At 73.8% G+C, this 19,915-nt stretch carries 18 protein-coding genes; 7 read left to right on the top strand and 11 right to left on the bottom strand.

Annotated features, from left to right (window positions below; genetic code table 11):
- Positions 1–300: 300 nt before the first annotated feature.
- Positions 301–867, top strand: coding sequence for an O-methyltransferase (locus BLU55_RS18755; protein ID WP_091732940.1), 567 nt, complete (start codon positions 301–303; stop codon positions 865–867).
- Positions 868–1,035: 168 nt separating this feature from the next.
- On the opposite strand, the gene yczE is transcribed toward BLU55_RS18755, so the two are convergent.
- On the bottom strand, positions 1,036–1,725 hold the full coding sequence (gene yczE, locus BLU55_RS18750; RefSeq protein WP_091732938.1) for a membrane protein YczE: 690 nt from the start codon (positions 1,723–1,725) through the stop codon (positions 1,036–1,038).
- A 62-nt stretch (positions 1,726–1,787) separates the two neighbouring features.
- On the opposite strand from yczE, the gene yczR reads away from it, so the two are divergent.
- Positions 1,788–3,239: a MocR-like transcription factor YczR gene (yczR, locus tag BLU55_RS18745; RefSeq protein WP_091732934.1), complete on the top strand. Its 1,452-nt coding sequence runs from the start codon at positions 1,788–1,790 to the stop codon at positions 3,237–3,239.
- Positions 3,240–3,291: 52 nt separating this feature from the next.
- Entirely contained in the window at positions 3,292–5,031 is a 1,740-nt protein-coding gene (locus BLU55_RS18740; RefSeq protein WP_091732931.1) for an alkaline phosphatase D family protein, read from the top strand.
- A gap of 45 nt (positions 5,032–5,076) precedes the next feature.
- Here BLU55_RS18740 and serA read toward each other — a convergent pair whose 3' ends face one another.
- Positions 5,077–6,672 carry a phosphoglycerate dehydrogenase gene (gene serA, locus BLU55_RS18735; protein WP_091732928.1) on the bottom strand — a complete coding sequence of 532 codons (1,596 nt, stop codon included), beginning with the start codon at positions 6,670–6,672 and terminating at the stop codon, positions 5,077–5,079.
- Between the two features lie 84 nt (positions 6,673–6,756).
- Entirely contained in the window at positions 6,757–7,461 is a 705-nt protein-coding gene (locus BLU55_RS18730) for a DsbA family oxidoreductase (RefSeq protein ID WP_091732927.1), read from the bottom strand.
- 139 nt (positions 7,462–7,600) lie between these two features.
- Here BLU55_RS18730 and BLU55_RS18725 point away from each other — a divergent pair, with 139 nt between their 5' ends.
- Positions 7,601–8,500, top strand: a complete 900-nt coding sequence (locus BLU55_RS18725) for an ABC transporter ATP-binding protein (RefSeq protein WP_172833937.1) — start codon at positions 7,601–7,603, stop codon at positions 8,498–8,500.
- Positions 8,497–9,321, top strand: coding sequence for an ABC transporter permease subunit (locus BLU55_RS18720; protein ID WP_231916963.1), 825 nt, complete (start codon positions 8,497–8,499; stop codon positions 9,319–9,321). The genes BLU55_RS18725 and BLU55_RS18720 overlap by 4 nt, the downstream gene beginning before the upstream one ends.
- 111 nt (positions 9,322–9,432) lie before the next feature.
- Here BLU55_RS18720 and BLU55_RS18715 read toward each other — a convergent pair whose 3' ends face one another.
- From BLU55_RS18715 to BLU55_RS18700, 4 genes are all read right to left on the bottom strand, one after another.
- A complete protein-coding gene (locus BLU55_RS18715) occupies positions 9,433–9,957 on the bottom strand; it encodes a rhomboid family intramembrane serine protease (protein ID WP_091734255.1) in 525 nt (174 codons plus the stop codon).
- Positions 9,958–10,168: 211 nt separating this feature from the next.
- The gene (gene ilvC, locus BLU55_RS18710; protein ID WP_091732925.1) at positions 10,169–11,197 is read right to left on the bottom strand and encodes a ketol-acid reductoisomerase; all 1,029 of its coding nucleotides are present in this window, start codon (positions 11,195–11,197) and stop codon (positions 10,169–10,171) included.
- A 47-nt stretch (positions 11,198–11,244) separates the two neighbouring features.
- Positions 11,245–11,793 carry an acetolactate synthase small subunit gene (gene ilvN / locus BLU55_RS18705; RefSeq protein WP_091732923.1) on the bottom strand — a complete coding sequence of 183 codons (549 nt, stop codon included), beginning with the start codon at positions 11,791–11,793 and terminating at the stop codon, positions 11,245–11,247.
- Positions 11,793–13,616 (bottom strand): acetolactate synthase large subunit, encoded by a 1,824-nt coding sequence (locus BLU55_RS18700; protein ID WP_091732921.1) that lies wholly within the window; start codon positions 13,614–13,616, stop codon positions 11,793–11,795. The genes ilvN and BLU55_RS18700 overlap by 1 nt, the downstream gene beginning before the upstream one ends.
- Before the next feature lie 311 nt (positions 13,617–13,927).
- Between BLU55_RS18700 and BLU55_RS18690 the strand changes: the two genes are divergently transcribed.
- Positions 13,928–14,614 carry an AMIN-like domain-containing (lipo)protein gene (locus BLU55_RS18690; RefSeq protein WP_157682945.1) on the top strand — a complete coding sequence of 229 codons (687 nt, stop codon included), beginning with the start codon at positions 13,928–13,930 and terminating at the stop codon, positions 14,612–14,614.
- 20 nt (positions 14,615–14,634) lie between these two features.
- Here the strand turns inward: BLU55_RS18690 and BLU55_RS18685 are convergent, their stop codons facing one another.
- The 4 genes from BLU55_RS18685 to BLU55_RS18670 are packed head-to-tail and all read right to left on the bottom strand — an operon-like array spanning position 14,635 to position 18,738.
- Complete coding sequence (locus BLU55_RS18685) at positions 14,635–15,297, bottom strand: 4a-hydroxytetrahydrobiopterin dehydratase (RefSeq protein WP_231916961.1); 663 nt, start codon at positions 15,295–15,297, stop codon at positions 14,635–14,637.
- A gap of 33 nt (positions 15,298–15,330) precedes the next feature.
- A complete protein-coding gene (locus BLU55_RS18680) occupies positions 15,331–15,744 on the bottom strand; it encodes a VOC family protein (RefSeq protein ID WP_091732916.1) in 414 nt (137 codons plus the stop codon).
- Positions 15,745–15,793: 49 nt separating this feature from the next.
- Positions 15,794–17,494 (bottom strand): dihydroxy-acid dehydratase, encoded by a 1,701-nt coding sequence (ilvD, locus tag BLU55_RS18675; protein WP_091732915.1) that lies wholly within the window; start codon positions 17,492–17,494, stop codon positions 15,794–15,796.
- A gap of 59 nt (positions 17,495–17,553) precedes the next feature.
- On the bottom strand, positions 17,554–18,738 hold the full coding sequence (locus BLU55_RS18670) for an ROK family transcriptional regulator (protein WP_091732912.1): 1,185 nt from the start codon (positions 18,736–18,738) through the stop codon (positions 17,554–17,556).
- Between the two features lie 121 nt (positions 18,739–18,859).
- On the opposite strand from BLU55_RS18670, the gene BLU55_RS18665 reads away from it, so the two are divergent.
- A complete protein-coding gene (locus tag BLU55_RS18665) occupies positions 18,860–19,876 on the top strand; it encodes a sugar ABC transporter substrate-binding protein (protein WP_091732909.1) in 1,017 nt (338 codons plus the stop codon).
- The last annotated feature ends 39 nt before the right edge of the window (positions 19,877–19,915 follow it).

Raw genomic sequence — 19,915 nt, 5'->3', positions numbered from 1 at the left:
GAGCTCTCGAAGCCGGATCGCAGCAGAAGACCTGTTCGGCGAGAGGTGAGGGGTGGACGTCTCTGTCTCGCTCGCGGGATCAACAGGCCTGAGGTGGCGTGGGTACGCCGAGCTCCGCGGCGAGGTGGCCTGTCTGTCAGGCCCCGCCACGGCAGCGAATAAGTACGCACAGGTTCCGCATGAGGGCACCAGGGTGCGCCCGGCGACGAGCCGGTGACCACCCCTCGGGAGAACTGTCCCAAGGAATGGGACAACTTCGCCGCGTCACGCAGGGGGCGGCCGGTTTGCGAGGATGGGCCGATGAGTGCCCCTCCCGAGCTGCCGCCGATCGTCTCGCGCGCCTTCGACGTCTCCCGGCGAGCGGGCTACGTGTCCTTCTGCCGCAACGAGACCGGCCGGCTCCTGGCCGCGCTGGCCGCGACCCGCAGCGGGATCATGGCCGAGTTCGGCACCGGCTGCGGGGTCGGCACGGCGTGGCTGCGCTCGGGCGTGCGGCCCGGGACGCACATCCTCTCCGCCGAGCTCGACCCGCGCCTGGCCACGGCCGCGCAGGACATCTTCACCGACGACCCGCAGGTCGAGGTGCTCGCCGCCGACTGGTCGACGCTGCGCAACAAGGGCCCCTACTCGCTGCTCTTCCTCGACCCGTCGGTCCCCGAGGACGCCAGCGCCGAGGCCGTCGCCGACCTCGTCGAGCCGGGCGGCATCGTGGTGCTCGACGACTTCACGCCCTGCGAGTTCTGGCCGCCGATCACCGGCGGGCGGGTCGACGTGCTGCGCGAGACCTGGCTGACCGACGAGCGCTTCACCGCCGTCGAGGTCATGGTCGCCCCCGACGCGGCCGTGCTCCTGGCGACCCGGCGCTGACCCTTCGAGACGGGCCTGACCTTCGGGACGGGCCTGGCCCTTCGAGACGGGCCTGGCGGCCCTCCTCAGGGACCGACGGACGGGCCTGGCGGCCCTCCTCAGGGAGCGAGGGACGGGGCTGACCCTGCCGGTCCCTGAGGAACGACGGAGTCGTGTCTCGAAGGGCCGTCAGCCGCGACGCTCGGGGAGCTCCACCACGCACCAGGGCAGCGCCAGCTGCACCAGTGGCCCGATGGCCAGGGTGTAGACGAGGGTCCCGAGGCCGACGACGCCGCCGAGGAGCCAGCCGAGCGCGACCACGGTCACCTCGATGCCGGTGCGGACCACGCCCAGCGGCAGGCCGGTGCGGCGGTGCAGCCCGGTCATCAGGCCGTCACGGGGACCGGGGCCGAACTGCGAGCCGATGTAGAGGGCGGTGGCCAGGGCGTTGAGGACCACGCCGGCGACGAGCAGGCCGGCGCGCAGGCCCAGGTGATCGGGCGCGGCCACCACGGCCAGCGCCCGGTCGGCGACCAGGCCGACGAGGAACGAGTTGGCGAGGGTGCCCAGCCCCGGCTTCTCCCGCAGCGGGATCCACAGCAGCAGCACCAGCAGGCTCATCACGATCACGGCCGTGCCGATCGACATCGGCAGGTAGCGCGCCAGCCCCTGGTGGAGCACGTCCCAGGGCGCGTTGCCCAGGGTGGAGCGGATCAGCAGCGCCAGCGTGACGCCGTACAGCGCCAGGCCGACCAGCAGCTGGGCCAGCCGGCGCGGCAGCCGTCCGGCGCGGAGCTGGGCCACCGGCCCCAGCGACGCGAGCCGGCGGTCCCGGCGCGCGACGGGAGCGGCGGCCTCGTGGGTGGGGCAGGTCGTCATGGGTCCACCCTGGAGCCGAAGTGGCCTGGTTGACGAGGGCCAATCGTGATTCACTGGCCTGCATGACGCGTCACCTCGCCGCCTCCCGCGTGGCCACCCTGCTGGGCGACTTCGACCGGTCCCCCGCCTACCGCGGGCTCGCCGAGGGGCTGCGGGTGCTCATCACCGACGGCCGGGTGCCGGTCGGCGTGCGGCTGCCGAGCGAGCGCGACCTGACCGAGGCGCTTGAGGTCAGCCGCACCACCGTCGCCCGGGCGTACGCCGAGCTGCGCGACCACGGGTTCCTGGTCTCGCGGCAGGGATCGGGCAGCGTGGCCCACCTGCCGGCCGGTCGCCGGGCCGGCCACGGCGACCACCTGCTGCGGCTGACCGAGCACCCCGACGGCAAGGTCGACCTCACCTGCGCCGCGCCGCTGCCCGGCCCGGGGCTGCTCGCGGCCTACGAGCGCGCGGTCGCCGAGCTGCCCCGCCACCTCGCGGGTCCGGGCTACTTCCCCTCGGGGCTGCTGGTGCTGCGCGAGGCGATCGCCGAGGCGTACGCCGCCCGCGGGCTGCCCACGAGCCCCGAGGAGGTGATGGTGGTGCCGGGCGCGCAGGCCGGGGTCGCGATCGCCGCGCGGGCGCTGCTGGGCCCCGGCGACCGGGCGGTCACGCAGAGCCCGACCTACCCCAACGCCATCGCCACCCTGACCGGGAGCGGCGCCCGCCTCGTGGGGGTCGAGGTGCCCCACGACGACGCCGACACCGAGGCGATGACGACGACGCTGCGCCAGGTGGTGCCGCGCGCGGCGTACCTGATCCCCGACTTCCACAACCCGACCGGCGCGCTGCTGCCCGACGAGGGCCGCGCCCGGGTGGCCGACGCCCTGGCGCGCACGCGGACCACGGCCATCGTCGACGAGTCGATGGCGATGCTGCCGCTCGAGGGCCAGGCGATGCCGCTCCCGTTCGCGGCCCACGCCCGCGACCGCGTCGTCGAGCACGTCAGCGTCGGCAGCGTGAGCAAGCCCTTCTGGGGCGGGCTGCGGATCGGCTGGGTCCGGGCGCCCGCCGCCCGGATGGACGCGCTCTTCCGCGCCCGGCTCAGCCTCGACCTCGGCACCTCGCCGCTCGAGCAGCTGGTGGCCGCCGACCTGCTCCGCGACGGCGCCGACCTGCTCGCCCACCGCCGCGAGCAGCTGCGGGTCTCGCGCGACGCCGCCCTGGCGGCGCTGGCCGAGCACCTGCCCGACTGGCGCACCACCCGGCCCACGGGCGGGCTCAACCTGTGGTGCGAGCTGCCGCGGGCGCTCTCGACGGCCCTGGTCTCGCGCGCCGAGCGCCACGACGTGCTGCTGGCCTCGGGCCCGAGCTTCGCCCCGGAGGGCGGCCTCGACCGCTTCGTGAGGATCCCCTTCACCCAGCCCGCCCACGTGCTCGCCGAGGCGGTCGCGCGGCTCGGGCCGGCCTGGCGCGAGACCCTCGCGGACCCCTACCCGCGACCGCTGCGCGCCACCCCCGGTCTCGTGGCCTGACGTTCACCTGGGGGTCGGCCCCCGGCCCCCGGGGCGGTCGAGCGTGGAGGCCATGCACCCCTCTCGGACCCCTTCCACGCCCACCGCCCCCACCCCGGCGGGCGGGCTCACCTCGCGTCGCACCCTCGTCAGGACGGGCCTGGTCACCGGCGCCGTCGTCGCAGCCGGCGGCCTCGTCGGACCCCGCCCCGCCGGCCTCGACAGCCGGGCCAGCGCCGCGTCGCCCCGGTTGCGCACCGACCCCTTCACCCTCGGCGTCGCCAGCGGCGACCCCAGCCCCGACGGCGTGGTGCTGTGGACCCGCCTGGCCCTGGACCCGCTCGACGACTCGGGCTACGGCGCGATGCCGCTGCGCGACTACCAGGTCCAGTGGCAGCTCGCCCGCGACGAGCGCTTCCGCCGCCCGGTGCACAGCGGCACCGTCCGCGCCGCGGTCGACGCCGCCCACTCCGTGCACGTGGAGCCCGACGGGCTGGCCCCCGGCACGGAGTACTTCTACCGCTTCCGCGTCGGCGAGTGGGTCTCGCCGGTGGGCCGCACCCGCACCGCCCCGTCGTACGACGCCCGCGGCGGCGCCCTGGCGATGTCGTTCGTCAGCTGCAGCCAGTACGAGCACGGCTTCTTCACCGCCTACCGCCGCCTGGCCGAGGACGAGCCCGACCTGGTGCTCCACCTGGGCGACTACCAGTACGAGTACACCGCCCAGGACTACGTCGCCCCCGGCGGCAACGTCCGCGACCACCGCGGCCCCGAGACCACCACGCTCGCGGGCTACCGCCAGCGCCTCGCGCAGTACAAGTCGGACGCCGACCTGCAGGCCGCGCACGCCGTGGCGCCGTGGCTGGTCGTCTTCGACGACCACGAGGTCGACAACAACTGGGCCGACGACGTCTCCGAGCACCCCGAGGAGAGCCCGGCGCTGCCCGCACGCCGCGCGGCCGCCTTCCAGGCCTACTACGAGAACATGCCGCTGCGACGCACCTCGGTCCCGCGCGGACCCGACATCTCGGTCTACCGCCGGCTGCGGTGGGGACGGCTGGCGAGCTTCCACATGCTCGACACCCGCCAGTTCCGCGACGACCAGGCCTGCGGCGACGGCTACGACGACTGCCCCGACGCCGCCCGGCCGGACCGGTCGCTGCCGGGCTTCGAGCAGGAGCGGTGGCTCGCCGAGGGCTTCGCCGGGTCCCGGGCGCGCTGGGACGTGATCGGCCAGCAGGTCTTCTTCGGTCGCCGCGACAGCACCGCCACCCCCGACAACACCGTCTCGATGGACGCCTGGGACGGCTACACCGCCTCCCGCGACCGGGTCGTCTCCTCGTGGGTCAGGGCCCAGGTGCGCAACCCCGTCGTGCTCACCGGCGACGTCCACGCCCACTGGGCCTCGGAGGTGCTCCAGGACTTCCGGGCCGCCGACTCCCCCGTCGTGGGCTCGGAGTTCGTCTGCTCGTCGATCACCTCCGGCGGCGACGGGTACGACGAGCCGACCGGCCAGCACCCGTGGGCGGCGTACAACCCCAACCTGCGCTTCTGGACCAACCTGCGCGGCTACGTCAACACCCGCATCACGCCCGACCAGCTGCGCGTGGACTACCGCTGCGTGACCCGGGTCAAGGTGCCCGACCAGCCGGTCTTCACCCGGGCGTCCTTCGTCGTCGAGGACGGCGTGCGCGGGATGCGGCAGACCTTCGACAACCCGCTGCCGAGCCGGGGCGCGGGCCTGCGGGTGCTGCCGGCGCCGCGCAGCGACGCGCAGAAGATCGCCGACACCATCGAGGCCGAGACGCACTAGGCCGGGACCCACCACCGAGCCGGCAGGGTCCGGGCGGTCAGGCCCTCAGAGGTCGATCGCCCGGACCCGCTCGGCGCGGATGGCGACCCGGATCTGCTCGAGCACCTCGGCGGGGACCGCCGAGTCGACCGACAGCGCGACCAGCGCCTGGCCGCCCTTGCGGTCGCGGCTGACCTGCATGCCGCCGATGTTGACCCCGGCCTCGCCCAGGATGCCGCCCACCACCCCGACCACGCCGGGCCGGTCCTCGTAGCGCAGGAAGGCGAGGTGCTCGCTGGGCTCGAGGTCGACGCCGAACCCCTCGACCTCGACCAGCCGCTCGCGCTGGGCGAGGCCCACCAGGGTGCCCGACACCGAGACCGACGAGCCGTCGCCGAGGGTGCCGCGCAGGGTGATGAGGTTGCGGTGGTCGGGGCTCTCGGGGTCGGTCAGCAGCCGGACCTCGACCCCGCGCTCGGCCGCCAGCAGCGGGGCGTTGACGTAGGAGACCTGGTCGTTGACGACGTCGGCGAACACGCCCTTGAGAGCGGCGAGCTCGAGCACCTTGACGTCGTGGTCGGCGATCTCGCCCCGCACCTCGACGTCGATCTGGTGGGCGACCTCGCCGGCCAGGGCGGTGAAGATCCGCCCCAGCTTCTCCACCAGCGGGATGCCGGGGCGGATGTCCTCGGCGATGGAGCCGCCCTGCACGTTGACGGCGTCGGGCACGAGCTCGCCCGAGAGCGCGAGCCGCACCGAGCGCGCCGCGGCCAGGCCGGCCTTCTCCTGCGCCTCGAAGGTGGAGGCGCCCAGGTGGGGCGTGGCCACCACGTTGTCGAGGTCGAGCAGCGGCGAGTCGACGGCCGGCTCCGCCTCGAAGACGTCCAGGCCCGCCGCGCGCACCCGGCCCTCCTTGAGGGCGTCGAACAGCGCCGCCTCGTCGACGATCCCGCCGCGCGCGGCGTTGACCAGGAGCAGCCCGGGCCGGGCCAGCGCGAACTGGGCGGCGCCGATGAGGCCCACGGTCTCGGCGGTGCGGGGCAGGTGGACGCTCACGGCGTCGGACTCGCGCATCAGCTCGGCCAGGCCGACCATCCGCACGCCCATCTGGGCGGCGCGGCCCGCCTGCACGTAGGGGTCGTGCGCGATCACCGTCATCCCGAACGCCGCCAGCCGCTGCGCGACCAGCACGCCGATGCGGCCCAGGCCCAGGATGCCGACGGTCTTGCCGGCCAGCTCGGTGCCGGTGAAGCGCTGCCGGTCCCACTCGCGGCGCTGCAGCGAGGCGTGCGCCGGGCTGATCTGGCGGGCCGCGGCCAGCAGCAGCGCGACGGCCAGCTCGGCCGCGCTGACGACGTTGGCCGTGGGCGCGTTGACCACCATCACGCCGGCGTGGGTCGCCGCGCGCACGTCGACGTTCTCCAGGCCGACCCCGGCCCGCGCGACCACGCGCAGCCGGGGTGCCAGCCCCAGGGCCTCGGCGTCGACACGGGTGCCCGAGCGCACGAGCAGCGCGTCGGCCTCCGGCAGCGCGGCGAGCAGGGCCTCGCGGTCGTCGCCGTCGAAGCGGCGCACGTCGAAGCCGGGGCCCAGGGCCGCGACGGTGGCGGGGCTGAGCTCCTCGGCGATGAGCACGACGGGCAGGTCGGGCCTTGAGGTCACGGCAGTCCTGACGGAGGGGGCCTGACGGGTGAGCGGCACGACGCTGTGCGCGCCCGCCACCCTAGCCGACGCGGGGCCTGCGCCTCAGAGGGCGCAGCCGTCCGGGCCGCAGGCGTCGTCGCCGCCGCCGACGGTCTGCAGCTGGGGGTGCGCGGCCGTCCACGCCTGGTCGAGGACCTGCAGGAAGGTCTCGGCCGGCTGCGCCCCCGAGATGCCGTAGGCCCGGTCGACGACGAAGAACGGCACGCCGGTGGCGCCGTACGCCGCGGCCTGGCGGATGTCGGCCTCCATGGCGTCGGCGTACTCCTGGGAGGCGAGCACCTCGTCGACCCGGCGGGCGTCGAGCCCGACCTTCGCCGCCGCGGCACGCAGCACGTCGTGGTCGGCGACGTTGTCGGCCCGCAGGAAGTACGCCGCCAGCAGCTCCTCCTTGAGGGCCACCTGGGTCTCGCGCCCCTGCTCCAGGGCGAGGTGCAGCACCCGGTGGGCGTCGACCGTGGCGACGTGCTGGGCCTGGCCGAAGCGGAACAGCAGGCCCTCCTCGGCGGCCACGGCCTCGACGCGGTCGACCATCTGCTGGCCGGCCGCGGTGCCGCCGCCGTACTTGCGACCCAGGGCCTCGGCGATGGTCTCGGTCGCCTCCAGGGGCGCCGAGGGGTCGAGCTGGAAGGAGCGGTAGACGATCTCGACGTCGTCGGCGTGGGCGAACTCGCCCAGGGCCGTCTCGAGGCGGCGCTTGCCGATGTAGCACCAGGGGCAGACGACGTCGGACCAGATCTCGATGAGCATGCCCGTCCAACACCGCGGGGCGTCCCCGTGTTCCGACCCCCGTGCCCGCTCGACCCTGAGCCTCCCCGGGTGGATCCCGGGGTCGGGTCAGCAACCTCCCCGATGTGGCCGGCCCCGCCCGCGGGACAGGCTGCGGGACATGATCACCCTCGAGCACCTCACGAAGCGCTACGCCGGCTTCACCGCCGTCGACGACGTCAGCTTCACCGCCCGTCCGGGCCGCGTGACCGGGTTCCTCGGTCCCAACGGCGCCGGCAAGTCGACCACCATGCGCGTCATGGTCGGTCTGACTCCCCCGACCTCCGGGACCGCCACCGTCGACGGGCGCCGCTACGCCGAGCTGCCCAACCCGGGACGCGAGGTCGGGGTGCTCCTCGACGCGTCGGCCCAGCACGCCGGCCGGACCGGGCGCGAGATCCTGCGCGTGGCCGCCGCGACGATGGGCCTGCCCCGCGCCCGGGTCGAGACGATGATCGAGCGGGTCGGCCTCACCGACCGCGAGGCCGAGCGGCGGGTGCGGCACTACTCGCTCGGCATGCGCCAGCGCCTCGGCATCGCCACCGCCCTCATCGGCGACCCGCGGGTGCTGGTCCTCGACGAGCCCGCCAACGGCCTCGACCCGGCGGGCATCCGCTGGATGCGCGACCTGCTCCGCGGCTACGCCGACCAGGGCGGCACGGTGCTGCTGTCCTCCCACCTGCTCCACGAGATCGAGGTCGTGGCCGACGACCTCGTCGTCATCGGCAACGGCCGGATCGTGGCCCAGGGCACCAAGGCCGAGCTGCTCGCCGGCGCCGGGAGCGTGGTGCGGGCCTCGGACACCGCCCGGCTCGTCGCGGCGCTCGCCGACGCGGGCGTCGAGCACACCGTGGCGCCCGACGGCGCCGTCCTGGCCTCCGCCGAGGCCGCCCGGCTGGGCGCCGTCGCGTTCGCCGCCGGGGTCGTGCTGACCGAGCTCCGGTCGGCCGACAGCGCCGGGCTCGAGGAGATGTTCCTCGAGCTCACCGCCACCAGCCGGCGCGAGGGAGTCGCAGCATGAGCACCCAGACCGTCACCGAGCCGTCGCGGGTCGTCGGCACCCACCGGTCCGCCGAGGTCTCCCCGACCTTCGCCCCGATCCCGTTCTCCCGGGTGGTGGCGGTGGAGGCCCGCAAGACCTTCGACACCCGCTCGGGCTTCTGGCTGCTGGCCGGGATCGCGATCGCCGCCACCGTGGCCACCGCGTCGGTCATCGTCTTCGCGCCCGACTCGGCGCAGGTCTACGGCAGCTTCGCGCAGGCCGTCGGCTTCCCGATGGCGCTGCTGCTCCCCGTCGTCGCGATCCTCTCGGTCACCAGCGAGTGGAGCCAGCGCAGCGGCCTGACCACCTTCACGCTGGTCCCCCACCGCGGTCGGGTGCTGCTCGCCAAGGCCGTCGTGGCCGTCGCCGTCGGCGTGGTCTCGATGCTGCTCGCCATGGCCATCGGGGCCCTGGGCAACCTGCTGGGCGCCGCCATCAACGGGGTCGACCCGGTCTGGGACTCCTCGGTCGGGCAGCTGGCCACCATCGTGCTGGCCAACGTGCTGGGCCTGCTGGTCGGCTTCACGCTGGGGGTGCTGCTGCGCAGCTCGCCGGGCGCCATCACGGCGTACGTCGTCTACTGGTTCCTGCTGCCGACCGTGTTCGGCATGCTGGCGGCCTTCCAGTCGTGGTTCGCCGACGTGCAGGGCTGGGTGGACTTCCAGTACAGCTCCACGATGCTCTACGAGGGCGACCTGGGCGCCACCGACTGGGCCCACCTCGGGGTCTCCGGTCTCGTCTGGCTCGTGCTCCCGCTCACCGTCGGCGTGCTGCTCGTGCGGCGGGCCGAGGTCAAGTAGGCGCCGCGGCGGGTGACTGATCACCCGGACGTCCGGGGAATCAGTCACCTGGCGCGTGTTGCAACAGACGTCAGGTCACCGAGAAGGACGTCGAGTGACCGTGTCGGCCGTTCAACTGCTCGTACGCCGACGGCGCAGCCTGGCCGCGAGCAGGCCGCCGACGGCCCCACCGAGGTGGGCCTGCCAGGAGACGCCGGCCTCCGAGGGCAGCACGCCCCACAGCAGGCCGCCGTAGACCAGGAAGACCACCACGCCGATCGCCACCTGGGCCCCGCTGCGGGCGTAGAACCCGCGGACCAGCACGTAGGTCAGCCAGCCGAAGACCAGACCGCTGGCGCCCAGGGTCACGGCACCAGGCGGGCTGAGGAACCACACCGCGGCGCCCGAGACGACGGTGACGACCATGGTGGTCAGCGCGAACCGGCGCCACCCGTCGAGTGCCACCAACACGCCGAGGCCGAAGAACGGCACCGTGTTGGAGACGAGGTGCGACCAGCCGCCGTGCAGCCACGGCGCGAGGAAGACGTGGTCGAGGCTGTCGAGCCGGCGGGGCTCGATGCCGTAGGGATCCAGCCGGTTGCCGCTCAGCTGGTCGAGGGCCTCCAGGCCCCAGAGCACGGCGACCAGCACGGCCATGCCCAGGACGGCCGAGCCCAGCGTCGTGCGCCGGGGGCGGGCGGTGCTCGGGGCCGGGACCGTGCTCATGGGACCAGTGTCGCGAGCCGGACAAGCGGGCCGAGCGGAGGCACCCAGCCGGAGGAGCTGGAGCCGGGCCGGGGTTGCGACCCCCGCGCAGCGCCGGTCCCCCGAGCGGGCTCGGGAGACCGGCGCTCAGGTGCGCCGCCGATCAGCGGGCCGAGCTGCCCTCGACGTAGTCCGAGTCGTGGCTCTTGACCCAGGCCATCAGCTTGCGGAGCTCGCGGCCGGTCGACTCGATCGGGTGCGACTCGCCCTGCTTGCGGAACTCCGTGAACTCCGGGGAGCCGTTGTCCTGGTCGGTGATGAAGCGCTCGGCGAACTTCCCGTTCTTGATGTCCTCGAGCACCTCGACCATGTGCGCCTTCACGTCGGGGGTGATGACGCGCGGGCCGGAGACGTAGTCGCCGAACTCGGCGGTGTCGGAGACCGACCAGCGCTGCTTGGCGATGCCGCCCTCGTACATCAGGTCGACGATCAGCTTGAGCTCGTGGAGGCACTCGAAGTAGGCGACCTCGGGCTGGTAGCCGGCCTCGGTGAGGACCTCGAAGCCGTACTGCACCAGCTGGGAGGCGCCGCCGCAGAGCACGGCCTGCTCGCCGAACAGGTCGGTCTCGGTCTCCTCGGTGAAGGTGGTCCTGATGCCGCCGGCGCGGAGGCCGCCGATGCCCTTGGCGTAGGACAGCGCGAGGTCCCAGGCCGTGCCCGAGGCGTCGGCCTCGACGGCGACGAGCACGGGGACGCCGCGGCCGTCGACGTACTCGCGGCGCACCAGGTGACCGGGGCCCTTGGGGGCGACCATGAAGACGTCGACGCCCTCGGGCGGGGTGATGTAGCCGAAGCGGATGTTGAAGCCGTGGCCGAAGACCAGCGTGTCGCCGGGGGTGAGGGCGGGCTCGATCTCCTCGGCGTACAGCTTGCGCTGGTGCTGGTCCGGCGCCAGGATCACGATGACGTCGGCCTCCTCCGCGGCCTCGGCCGGGGTGACGACGCGCAGGCCCTCGGCCTCGGCCTTGGCGCGGCTCTTCGAGCCGGGCTGCAGGCCGACGCGGACGTCGACGCCCGAGTCGCGCAGCGAGAGCGCGTGGGCGTGACCCTGCGAGCCGTAGCCGATCACGGCCACGTTCTTGCCCTGGATCAGGGACAGGTCGGCGTCGTCGTCGTAGAACATCTCAGCCACGGGGCTGACTCCTTCGGTTGCGGTTGTGTGGAGGGAAAACGGGTGGTTCAGCCGGGCACGGAGGCGGCGACCGGGACCGGCACCGGCACGGGGCGCAGCGTGCGCTCGGTGATCGACCGGCTGCCGCGGCCGATGGCCACGACGCCGGACTGCACGAGCTCGCGGATGCCGAAGGGCTCCATGACGGCGAGGAAGTCGCGCAGCTTGTCGCTGTTGCCGGTGACCTCGACGGTGATCGAGTCGGGCGCCACGTCGACGACCTTGGCCCGGAACAGCTGGACGGCGTCGACGACCTGGCCGCGGGTCTCGGCGTCGGCCTTGACCTTGACCAGGAGCAGCTCGCGGGTCACGGCCTCGCGGTAGTCGAGCTCGACGATCTTGATGACCTCGACCAGCTTGTTGAGCTGCTTGGTGACCTGCTCGAGGGGCAGGCCCTCGACGTTGACCACGATCGTCATGCGCGAGATCTCGGGGATCTCCGTGGGGCCGACCGCCAGCGAGTCGATGTTGAAGCCGCGGCGGCTGAACAGGCCCGCGATGCGCGCGAGCACGCCGGGCTTGTTCTCCACCAGGACCGACAGGGTGTGCACGCTCATCAGAGCTCGTCCTCCTCGAAGTCGGGCGCCAGGTCCCGGGCGTACTTGATCTCGTCGTTGGAGGTGCCGGCGGCCACCATCGGCCACACCATCGCGTCGCGCTCCACCCGGAAGTCGATCACGACGGGGACGTCGTTGATCTCCATGGCCTTGCGGATGGTCGCGTCGACGTCGGCCGGGTCGTCGCAGGTGAGGCCGACCGCACCGTAGGCCTCGGCCAGCTTGACGAAGTCGGGCACCCGCTTGGAGTGCAGGTCGGTGTTGGAGTAGCGGCCCTCGTAGAACAGGGTCTGCCACTGCCGCACCATGCCGAGCGACTCGTTGTTGATGAGCGCGACCTTGATCGGGATGCCCTCGATCGTGCAGGTGGCCAGCTCCTGGTTGGTCATCTGGAAGCAGCCGTCGCCGTCGATGGCCCACACGACCGCCTCGGGGCGGGCGACCTTGGCGCCCATCGCGGCCGGCACGGCGTACCCCATGGTGCCGAGGCCGCCGGAGTTGAGCCAGGTGTTGGGGTTCTCGTACTGCACGAAGTGGGTGGCCCACATCTGGTGCTGCCCGACGCCGGAGACGTAGACCGCCTCGGGGCCGGCGATGGCCGAGAGCCGCTCGATGACGTACTGCGGGGCCAGGCCCTCCTCGGGGGTGTCGTAGCCCAGCGGGTAGCGCTCCTTCACCCCGGCGAGGAAGGTCGTCCACGGCTCGTAGTCGCCGGTGCGGCCCTGCTCCTGCTCGGTCTGCAGCGCGACCACCAGGTCGGCGATGACCTCGCGGGCGTCGCCCACGATCGGGACGTCGGCCACGCGGTTCTTGCCGATCTCGGCCGGGTCGATGTCGGCGTGGATGACCCGCGCGTGGGGAGCGAAGGAGTCGAGGTTGCCGGTGACGCGGTCGTCGAAGCGGGCGCCGAGGCTGATGATGAGGTCGCTCTTCTGCAGCGCGGCGACGGCGGCCACGGTGCCGTGCATGCCGGGCATCCCGAGGTGCTGCGGGTGGCTGTCGGGGAAGGCGCCGCGCGCCATCAGGGTGGTCACGACCGGCATGCCGGTCAGCTCGGCCAGGGTGCGCAGCTCGCGGCTGGCGCGGGCTCGGATGACGCCGCCACCGACGTAGAGCACGGGCTTGTGGGCGGCGAGGATCTCGCGGGTGGCCTCGCGGATCTGCTTGGCGTGCGGCTTGGTGACGGGCCGGTAGCCGGGCAGGCTCAGCTCCTTGGGCCACGTGAAGGTGGTCTGCGCCTGGAGCGCCGACTTGGCCACGTCGACCAGGACGGGACCCGGGCGACCGGTCGAGGCGATGTAGAAGGCCTCGGCGACGACCCGCGGGATGTCGGCGGGGTCGGTGACCAGGAAGTTGTGCTTGGTGATCGGCATCGTGATGCCGCGGATGTCGGCCTCCTGGAAGGCGTCGGTGCCGATCATGCTGGCGCCGACCTGACCGGTGATCGCGACGAGCGGCACCGAGTCCATGTGGGCGTCGGCGAGCGCGGTGACCAGGTTGGTGGCGCCGGGGCCGGAGGTGGCCATGCAGACGCCCACCTTGCCGGTGGCCGCGGCGTACCCCTGCGCGGCGTGGCCCGCGCCCTGCTCGTGGCGCACGAGGATGTGGCGGATCGAGCTGTCGAAGAGCGGGTCGTACGCCGGGAGGATGGCACCGCCGGGGATGCCGAAGATCTCCGTCACGCCGGCGTGCTCGAGCGACTTGACGAGGCTCTGGGCCCCGGTGACGCTCTCCCCCTGGGGCGCCGGCCCCTGGGGCACTCCCTGCGCGGCCCGCTGGCCGGGGTTCGGCCGCGTCGTCTGCCCCGCGTGCTGCTCGCTCATCTGCTCATCTTCCGTCGTGTGTCGGTGGCAACAAAAAACCCCCCGAGCCGGTCGGCTGACGGAGGGTCGACGCGCGTGCGAGGTCCGGAGGGGACTCAGCTCACGCGTCGCGTGCGTACGAGGAGGTCGGAACGCATGGAAACAGCATGCCTCCCCGGTGCCGCCGGGCTCAACCCAGTGTGACGCTCGTCCCAAGGGATGGGACGCCCGTCCCGGATGGTGGTCACTCGGCGTGGCCCCCGGACCTGCGCGCGGCCCCGCCCCAGACTGGGCTCCGGACCTGGGCCCCACGACCGACCCGGAGGTAGGACATGCGCAGCACCCCGACAGCCCCCGCCCTGCTCGTGCTCGCGCTGCTCGCCGGGGCCTCCGCGTGCGGCGGCTCCGACGACGCCGACCCGAGCGGCTCCCCCACGTCCGCGTCGTCCGCGTCGGGCTCCCCGTCGCCCGCGGACCCGTCCTCGGAGCCGTCCTCCCCGACGTCCCCGACCTCGACGGCCCCGACGTCCTCGGCCTCCCCGTCGGCCGGGTCCGGCTCCGGCGTGCCGTCCTTCCCGGCCGACACCCGGCCCGACGACGGCGGCCTGGGGTCCGGCAACGGGCTGACCCTCACCGGCGTGCGCGTCGGCCGCCAGGACGGCTTCGACCGCGTCGTGCTCGACCTCGGCGGGAGCGGCACCCCGGGCTGGCGCGTGGAGTACGTCGACCGACCGCGCCAGGACGGGTCGGGTGACCCCGTCGCGCTGCGGGGCAGCAGCTTCCTGCAGGTCGTCGTCCGCGGGGTGGGGATGCCCTTCGACACCGGCGTGGAGCAGTACGGCGACGCCTCGACCCGCGTCTCCGGCGCCGGGACCGAGGGGATCGCCGAGATCGCCCCCGGGGCGTCCTTCGAGGGCGACCAGCAGGCCTTCATCGGCCTGGTCGGGCCGAGGCGGCCGTTCCGCGCCTTCGCGCTCGCGGACCCCACACGCGTCGTCGTGGACGTGGCCCACCGCTGAGGACGGCGGGCCCGCGGGGCTCAGTCGCGCGCCTGCCAGGTGCAGATGCACGACCGGTTGCCGTCGGTGTCCTCGAGCACCCAGAACGCCGGCGCGCGGCTGTCGTCGACGAGGCGACCGCCCGCGGCGAGGACGGCGTCGAGCCGGGCCTGCGCGCGGTCGTGGGGCACGCTGACGTCGAGGTGCCAGCGCTGCCGGTCGGGGGCGTCGCTGTCGGAGTCCTGGAACCACAGGGGCACGGTGCGCGACGCCGGGTCGGCGAGGGCGTCGTCCTGGGGCTGGTCGTAGCCGAGCAGGGCGGCGTAGAACAGCGAGACCCGGCCGTGGTCCGCGGTGTCGAGCGCGAGCTCGACCACGTCGGGCGCGGTCCCGACCGGGACGCCGAGCTCGGCCGCCACCCGGCTGATCTCGACGGCCAGGGCGACGTCGCGCCGGGTGAGGGCGTCGACGTCGTGGCTCCGGAGTGCCACCGAGACGTGGGGGTAGCGCAGGTCGACGTCGGGGTGGTGGTCGGCCGCGTCGGCGACCTCGGCCACCCGCTGCACGAAGGCGGTGCCGGCGTTGAAGTCGCCGGTCTCGAAGCGCGCGACGAGCCGGTCGAGGACCACCCGCCAGCCGTCGGGGACGGCGTCGGTGACCTCCTGGGCGCGCATCGGCTGACGGTCCTGCTCACTGACGGCCACGGGTGGCTCCTCTCCTGGTGGGGGTGGACACGGTCACGGGAGCACCAGCTGCCCGATCTCGCCGGGGTTGGTGGCGATCTCCCACCGGAAGCCGTCGGGGTCGGCGAAGTAGCCGGTGTAGCCGCCCCACTCCCGCTCCCGGCCGGCGCTGACCTCCGCGCCGAGCGAGCCGGCCAGGGCCAGGACCTCGTCGACCTCGGCGGCCGTGGCCACGTTGTGGGCCAGGGTCACGGGCACGACGCCCTCGCCCCGCCGCATGGGACCGACCTCGGCCTCGAAGCCGGCCTCGGACCACAGCGAGAGCACCAACCGCTCCCCGGCGCGGATCATCAGCACCTCGCCCGGCACCAGCACCTCCGGGGACCAGCCGAGCCCGTCGACGTAGAAGGCGCGGCTGCGCTCGACGTCGCTGACGGCCAGGGTCACGAAGCTGATGCGCTGGTCCATGGCCCCGACCCTGCCACCGGCCACCGACAGCCGCCAGGGGGTCGCGGCGTCAGCCGCAGACCGCGCCGTGGGCGGCGGACTGCACGACCTTGGCGTACTTGCCGAGCACGCCGCGGGTGTACTTCGGGGCGTTGGGGGTCCAGCCGTCGCGGCGTGCCTCGAGCTCGGCCTCGTCGACCGCGACGTCGAGGCTGCGGCCCGCGACGTCGAGGGTGATCTGGTCGCCGTCGCGCACGAACGCGATCGGGCCGCCGTCGACCGCCTCGGGCGCGACGTGGCCCACGCACAGCCCGGTGGTGCCCCCCGAGAAGCGGCCGTCGGTCAGCAGCAGCACGTCCTTGCCCAGCCCGGCGCCCTTGATGGCGCCGGTGATGGCGAGCATCTCGCGCATGCCGGGGCCGCCCTTGGGCCCCTCGTAGCGGATGACCACGACGTCGCCCGCGGTGATGCGGCCCTCGGTGAGCGCGTCCATCGCGGCCCGCTCGCCGTCGAAGACCCGGGCGGTGCCGGTGAAGGTCGAGTCGTCGAAGCCGGCGCTCTTGACCACGGCGCCGTCGGGGGCCAGCGAGCCGCGCAGGATGGTGAGGCCGCCGGTCTTGTGGATCGGCTGGTCGAGGGTGCGGAGCACCTCGCCGTCGAGGTCGGCCGGCGCCAGGGCCTCGAGGTTCTCGCGCATGGTGCGGCCGGTGACGGTGAGGCAGTCGCCGTGCATCAGCCCGGCATCCAGCAGGGCCTTCATGACCACCGGGATGCCGCCGATCTTGTCGACGTCGTTCATCACGAAGCGGCCGAAGGGCTTGAGGTCGCCGAGGTGCGGGACCTTGTCGCCCACCCGGTTGAAGTCGTCGAGGGTGAGGTCGACCTCGGCCTCGCGGGCGATGGCGAGCAGGTGCAGCACGGCGTTGGTGGAGCCGCCGAGGGCCATCACGACGGCGATGGCGTTCTCGAAGGCCTCGCGGGTCATGATCTGGCGCGCGGTGATGCCCTGGCGCAGCATCTCGACCACGGCCTCGCCGGAGCGGTGGGCGAACCCGTCGCGGCGGCGGTCGACGGCCGGCGGGGCGGCGGAGCCGGGCAGGCTCATGCCCAGCGCCTCGGCGACGGCGGCCATGGTGTTGGCGGTGTACATCCCGCCGCAGGCGCCCTCGCCGGGACAGATCGCCCGCTCGACCCGGTCGACCTCCTCGCGGGTGATCTTGCCCGCGAGGCAGGCACCGACCGCCTCGAAGGCGTCGATGATGGTGACGTCCTGGCCGTCGACCTGGCCCGGCATGATCGAGCCGGCGTAGAGGAACACCGAGGCCAGGTCGAGGCGCGCGGCCGCCATCAGCATGCCGGGCAGCGACTTGTCGCAGCCAGCGAGCAGCACCGAGCCGTCGAGCCGCTCGGCCATCATCACGGTCTCGACGGAGTCGGCGATGACCTCGCGCGAGACCAGCGAGAAGTGCATGCCCTCGTGGCCCATCGAGATGCCGTCGGAGACCGAGATCGTCCCGAACTCCAGCGGGTAGCCGCCGCCGGCGTGCACGCCGTTCTTCACGGCCTTCGCCAGGCGGTCGAGCGAGAGGTTGCAGGGGGTGATCTCGTTCCAGCTCGAGGCCACGCCGACCTGCGGCTTGAGGAAGTCGTCGTCGTCCATGCCGACCGCGCGGAGCATGCCGCGGGCCGCGGTCGCCTCGAGGCCGTCGGTGACGGCGCGCGAGCGGGGCTTGATGTCGGGTCCGGTGGCGGCGGCGGGGGCGTCGGTCATGCGGCAAACCCTAGTCCCGCACGCGCACCGGCCCGCGGGGCCGTTCGACCGGTGATCCCTCAGCCAGCGGCTGCGCCGAGCAGCACCCGGCGGCTCAGCTCGTGGGCCAGCCCGCGCACCCCGGCCTCCACCCCGAGGCGCCCGCCCTGGATGCGCAGCGTGCGCGTGGCCAGCGGGAGCGAGCGGGCGTAGACGCGCTGGCGCACACCCGCGACGAGGTGCTCCCCCACCAGGCCCAGCGCCCCGGCGAGCAGCACCTGCTCGGGGTTGAGCAGCGACACCGTGGTGGCGACGGCGCTCCCGAGGACCTGGCCGGCCTCGGCGGTCAGCGCCCGGGCGACCGGGTCGCCGGCCACGAGGCACTCCAGGAAGTCGTCGAGCCCCTCGACCTCGAGGCCGCGCTCGCGGGCGTCGCGCACCAGCGCCCAGCCCCCGGCGTACGCCTCGACGCACCCGAGCTTGCCGCAGCGACACAGCGGCCGGTCGCTGCGCACCCCGGCCACGTCGGCCTCGGTGTGCCCGATGTCGCCGGCCGCGCCCGCGGCACCGCGCAGCACCTGACCACCGCTGATGATGCCGGCGCCGACCCCGGTGCCGACCTTGACGACCAGCACGTCCGAGAGCGACCCGCCCGCCTCGGTGACGGCGGCGACCTCGCCCAGCGCGATCGCGTTGGCGTCGTTCTCGACGTGGGCCGTGGTGCCGAACCAGGTGGCGAGCTCGTCGCGGACGCCGTAGTCGTTCCAGCCGGTCATGATGGGCGGGTCCACCACCCGACCGGTCGAGAGCTCGACGGGACCGGGCAGGCTCACCGCCACGCCCCACACCGGGGGCGCACCCTCCATGAGGTCCTCCCACCCGGCGCGCACCACGCCCAGCACCGCGTCGGGTCCGTCCCCGATCTCGCTCGGCAGGTGCTGCGAGGGACCGGGCCTCCCGGCGAGGTCGCAGCGCGCCACCCGCAGCCCGCTGGCCCCGATGTCGGCCACCAGCAGCGAGCCGGCGTCCACCGCGAGGCGGTAGTGGGTCGCCGGGCGCCCGCGGCCGTTGACCCGGCTCTCGAAGCTCTCCAGCAGGCCGTCCTCGAGGAGCCGCTCCAGCCGGGCCGTGACCGTGACCCTGGCCCAGCCGGTGCGGCCGGCCACCTCGGCGCGGCTGAGCCGCGCGCCGGTGGCGAACAGGGCGAGCGCGGCGGCCACCCCCGGCTCGGACACCGAGGCGGGCACGGGCGAGGTGACGACCACGACGACCTCCGATTCGGGTGCAGGGATGCGGGCAGCCTCCCGCACCTGGGGGCATTTGTCTATTGACGGACGTCACACCCGGTGCTTAATGTCTAGCCACAGACATAAAGGAGACCCACTCATGCGCACCCCCCACCGCTCCCTCGTCGCCCTCGCCCTGGGCGGCAGCCTGGTCCTCGCCGGTTGCGGCTCCTCCTCCGACGACGGGGGCAGCGGCTCGACCGCCTCCGGCGGCGACACCAAGGTCGCGGCCGTCATCAAGGGCCTCGACAACCCCTTCTTCCAGGCGATGGAGCAGGGCATCGACGAGCAGGCCGACCAGGACGGCGTCGACGCCACCGTCCAGGCGGCCCAGAGCATCACCGACACCACCGGCCAGTCGGACAAGCTGACGGCGCTGGCGCAGCAGGACTACGGCTGCTTCGTGGTCAACCCGATCTCGGGCAGCAACCTGGTCAACGGCCTGGCCCGCATCTCGGCCTCGGACACCCCGGTCGTCAACATCGACTCGCCCGTGGACGCCGACGCCGCCGAGGAGGCGGGCGTCGACATCGCCACCTACATCGGCACCGACAACACCGAGGCGGGCGGCAAGGCCGGCGACGAGATGGTCGAGGCCGTCTCGTCCGGCAAGGTGGCCCTCGTGGGCGGCATCTCCGGCGACGTCACCAGCAACGCCCGCCTCGACGGCTTCACCCAGGCGGTCGACGGGAAGCTCGACGTCGTGCAGACGGTCGCGGCCGACTGGGAGCGCCAGAAGGCCCTCACCGCGGCGACCACCCTGATGCAGGACAACCCCGACCTCAAGGGCTTCTTCGCGGCCAACGACGACATGGGCCTGGGCATCGTGCAGGCGGTGAAGAACGCCGGCAAGGCCGACTCCATCACCGTCATCAGCGTCGACGGCAACAAGGACGCCCTGCAGTCGGTCAAGGACGGCGACCTGCACGCGACGGTCGCGCAGTACCCCTACGCCATCGGCCAGCTCGGGGTGCAGGCCTGCGAGAAGGCCGCCGCCGGCGACGACCTGCCCGCCGAGATCGTCTCGCCCACCGCGGTCGTCACCTCCGGCGTCGCGGACCAGGCCCTGGCGAAGTTCCCCGCCCCCTTCGAGTCCTTCGACAACCCCCTGGACTGACCGTGACCGCCACCCACCCCTCACCTCCCCCGGGACCCG

Source organism: Nocardioides scoriae, assembly GCF_900104965.1.
Lineage (GTDB): Bacteria > Actinomycetota > Actinomycetes > Propionibacteriales > Nocardioidaceae > Marmoricola > Marmoricola scoriae.
This window is presented reverse-complemented; position numbering and strand designations above follow the sequence as displayed.

What these genes read in the sequence shown, in the direction of transcription:
- BLU55_RS18720 (WP_231916963.1), top strand. Translation starts at nt 8,497, where the DNA reads ATGAGCACCCAGACCGTCACCGAGCCGTCGCGGGTCGTCGGCACCCAC.
- yczR (WP_091732934.1), top strand. Translation starts at nt 1,788, where the DNA reads ATGACGCGTCACCTCGCCGCCTCCCGCGTGGCCACCCTGCTGGGCGAC.
- BLU55_RS18680 (WP_091732916.1), bottom strand. Translation starts at nt 15,744, where the DNA reads ATGGACCAGCGCATCAGCTTCGTGACCCTGGCCGTCAGCGACGTCGAG.
- ilvN (WP_091732923.1), bottom strand. Translation starts at nt 11,793, where the DNA reads ATGAGCGTGCACACCCTGTCGGTCCTGGTGGAGAACAAGCCCGGCGTG.
- BLU55_RS18725 (WP_172833937.1), top strand. Translation starts at nt 7,601, where the DNA reads ATGATCACCCTCGAGCACCTCACGAAGCGCTACGCCGGCTTCACCGCC.
- BLU55_RS18715 (WP_091734255.1), bottom strand. Translation starts at nt 9,957, where the DNA reads ATGGCCGTGCTGGTCGCCGTGCTCTGGGGCCTGGAGGCCCTCGACCAG.
- BLU55_RS18700 (WP_091732921.1), bottom strand. Translation starts at nt 13,616, where the DNA reads ATGAGCGAGCAGCACGCGGGGCAGACGACGCGGCCGAACCCCGGCCAG.
- ilvD (WP_091732915.1), bottom strand. Translation starts at nt 17,494, where the DNA reads ATGACCGACGCCCCCGCCGCCGCCACCGGACCCGACATCAAGCCCCGC.
- BLU55_RS18730 (WP_091732927.1), bottom strand. Translation starts at nt 7,461, where the DNA reads ATGCTCATCGAGATCTGGTCCGACGTCGTCTGCCCCTGGTGCTACATC.
- yczE (WP_091732938.1), bottom strand. Translation starts at nt 1,725, where the DNA reads ATGACGACCTGCCCCACCCACGAGGCCGCCGCTCCCGTCGCGCGCCGG.
- BLU55_RS18665 (WP_091732909.1), top strand. Translation starts at nt 18,860, where the DNA reads ATGCGCACCCCCCACCGCTCCCTCGTCGCCCTCGCCCTGGGCGGCAGC.
- BLU55_RS18690 (WP_157682945.1), top strand. Translation starts at nt 13,928, where the DNA reads ATGCGCAGCACCCCGACAGCCCCCGCCCTGCTCGTGCTCGCGCTGCTC.
- BLU55_RS18740 (WP_091732931.1), top strand. Translation starts at nt 3,292, where the DNA reads ATGCACCCCTCTCGGACCCCTTCCACGCCCACCGCCCCCACCCCGGCG.
- BLU55_RS18755 (WP_091732940.1), top strand. Translation starts at nt 301, where the DNA reads ATGAGTGCCCCTCCCGAGCTGCCGCCGATCGTCTCGCGCGCCTTCGAC.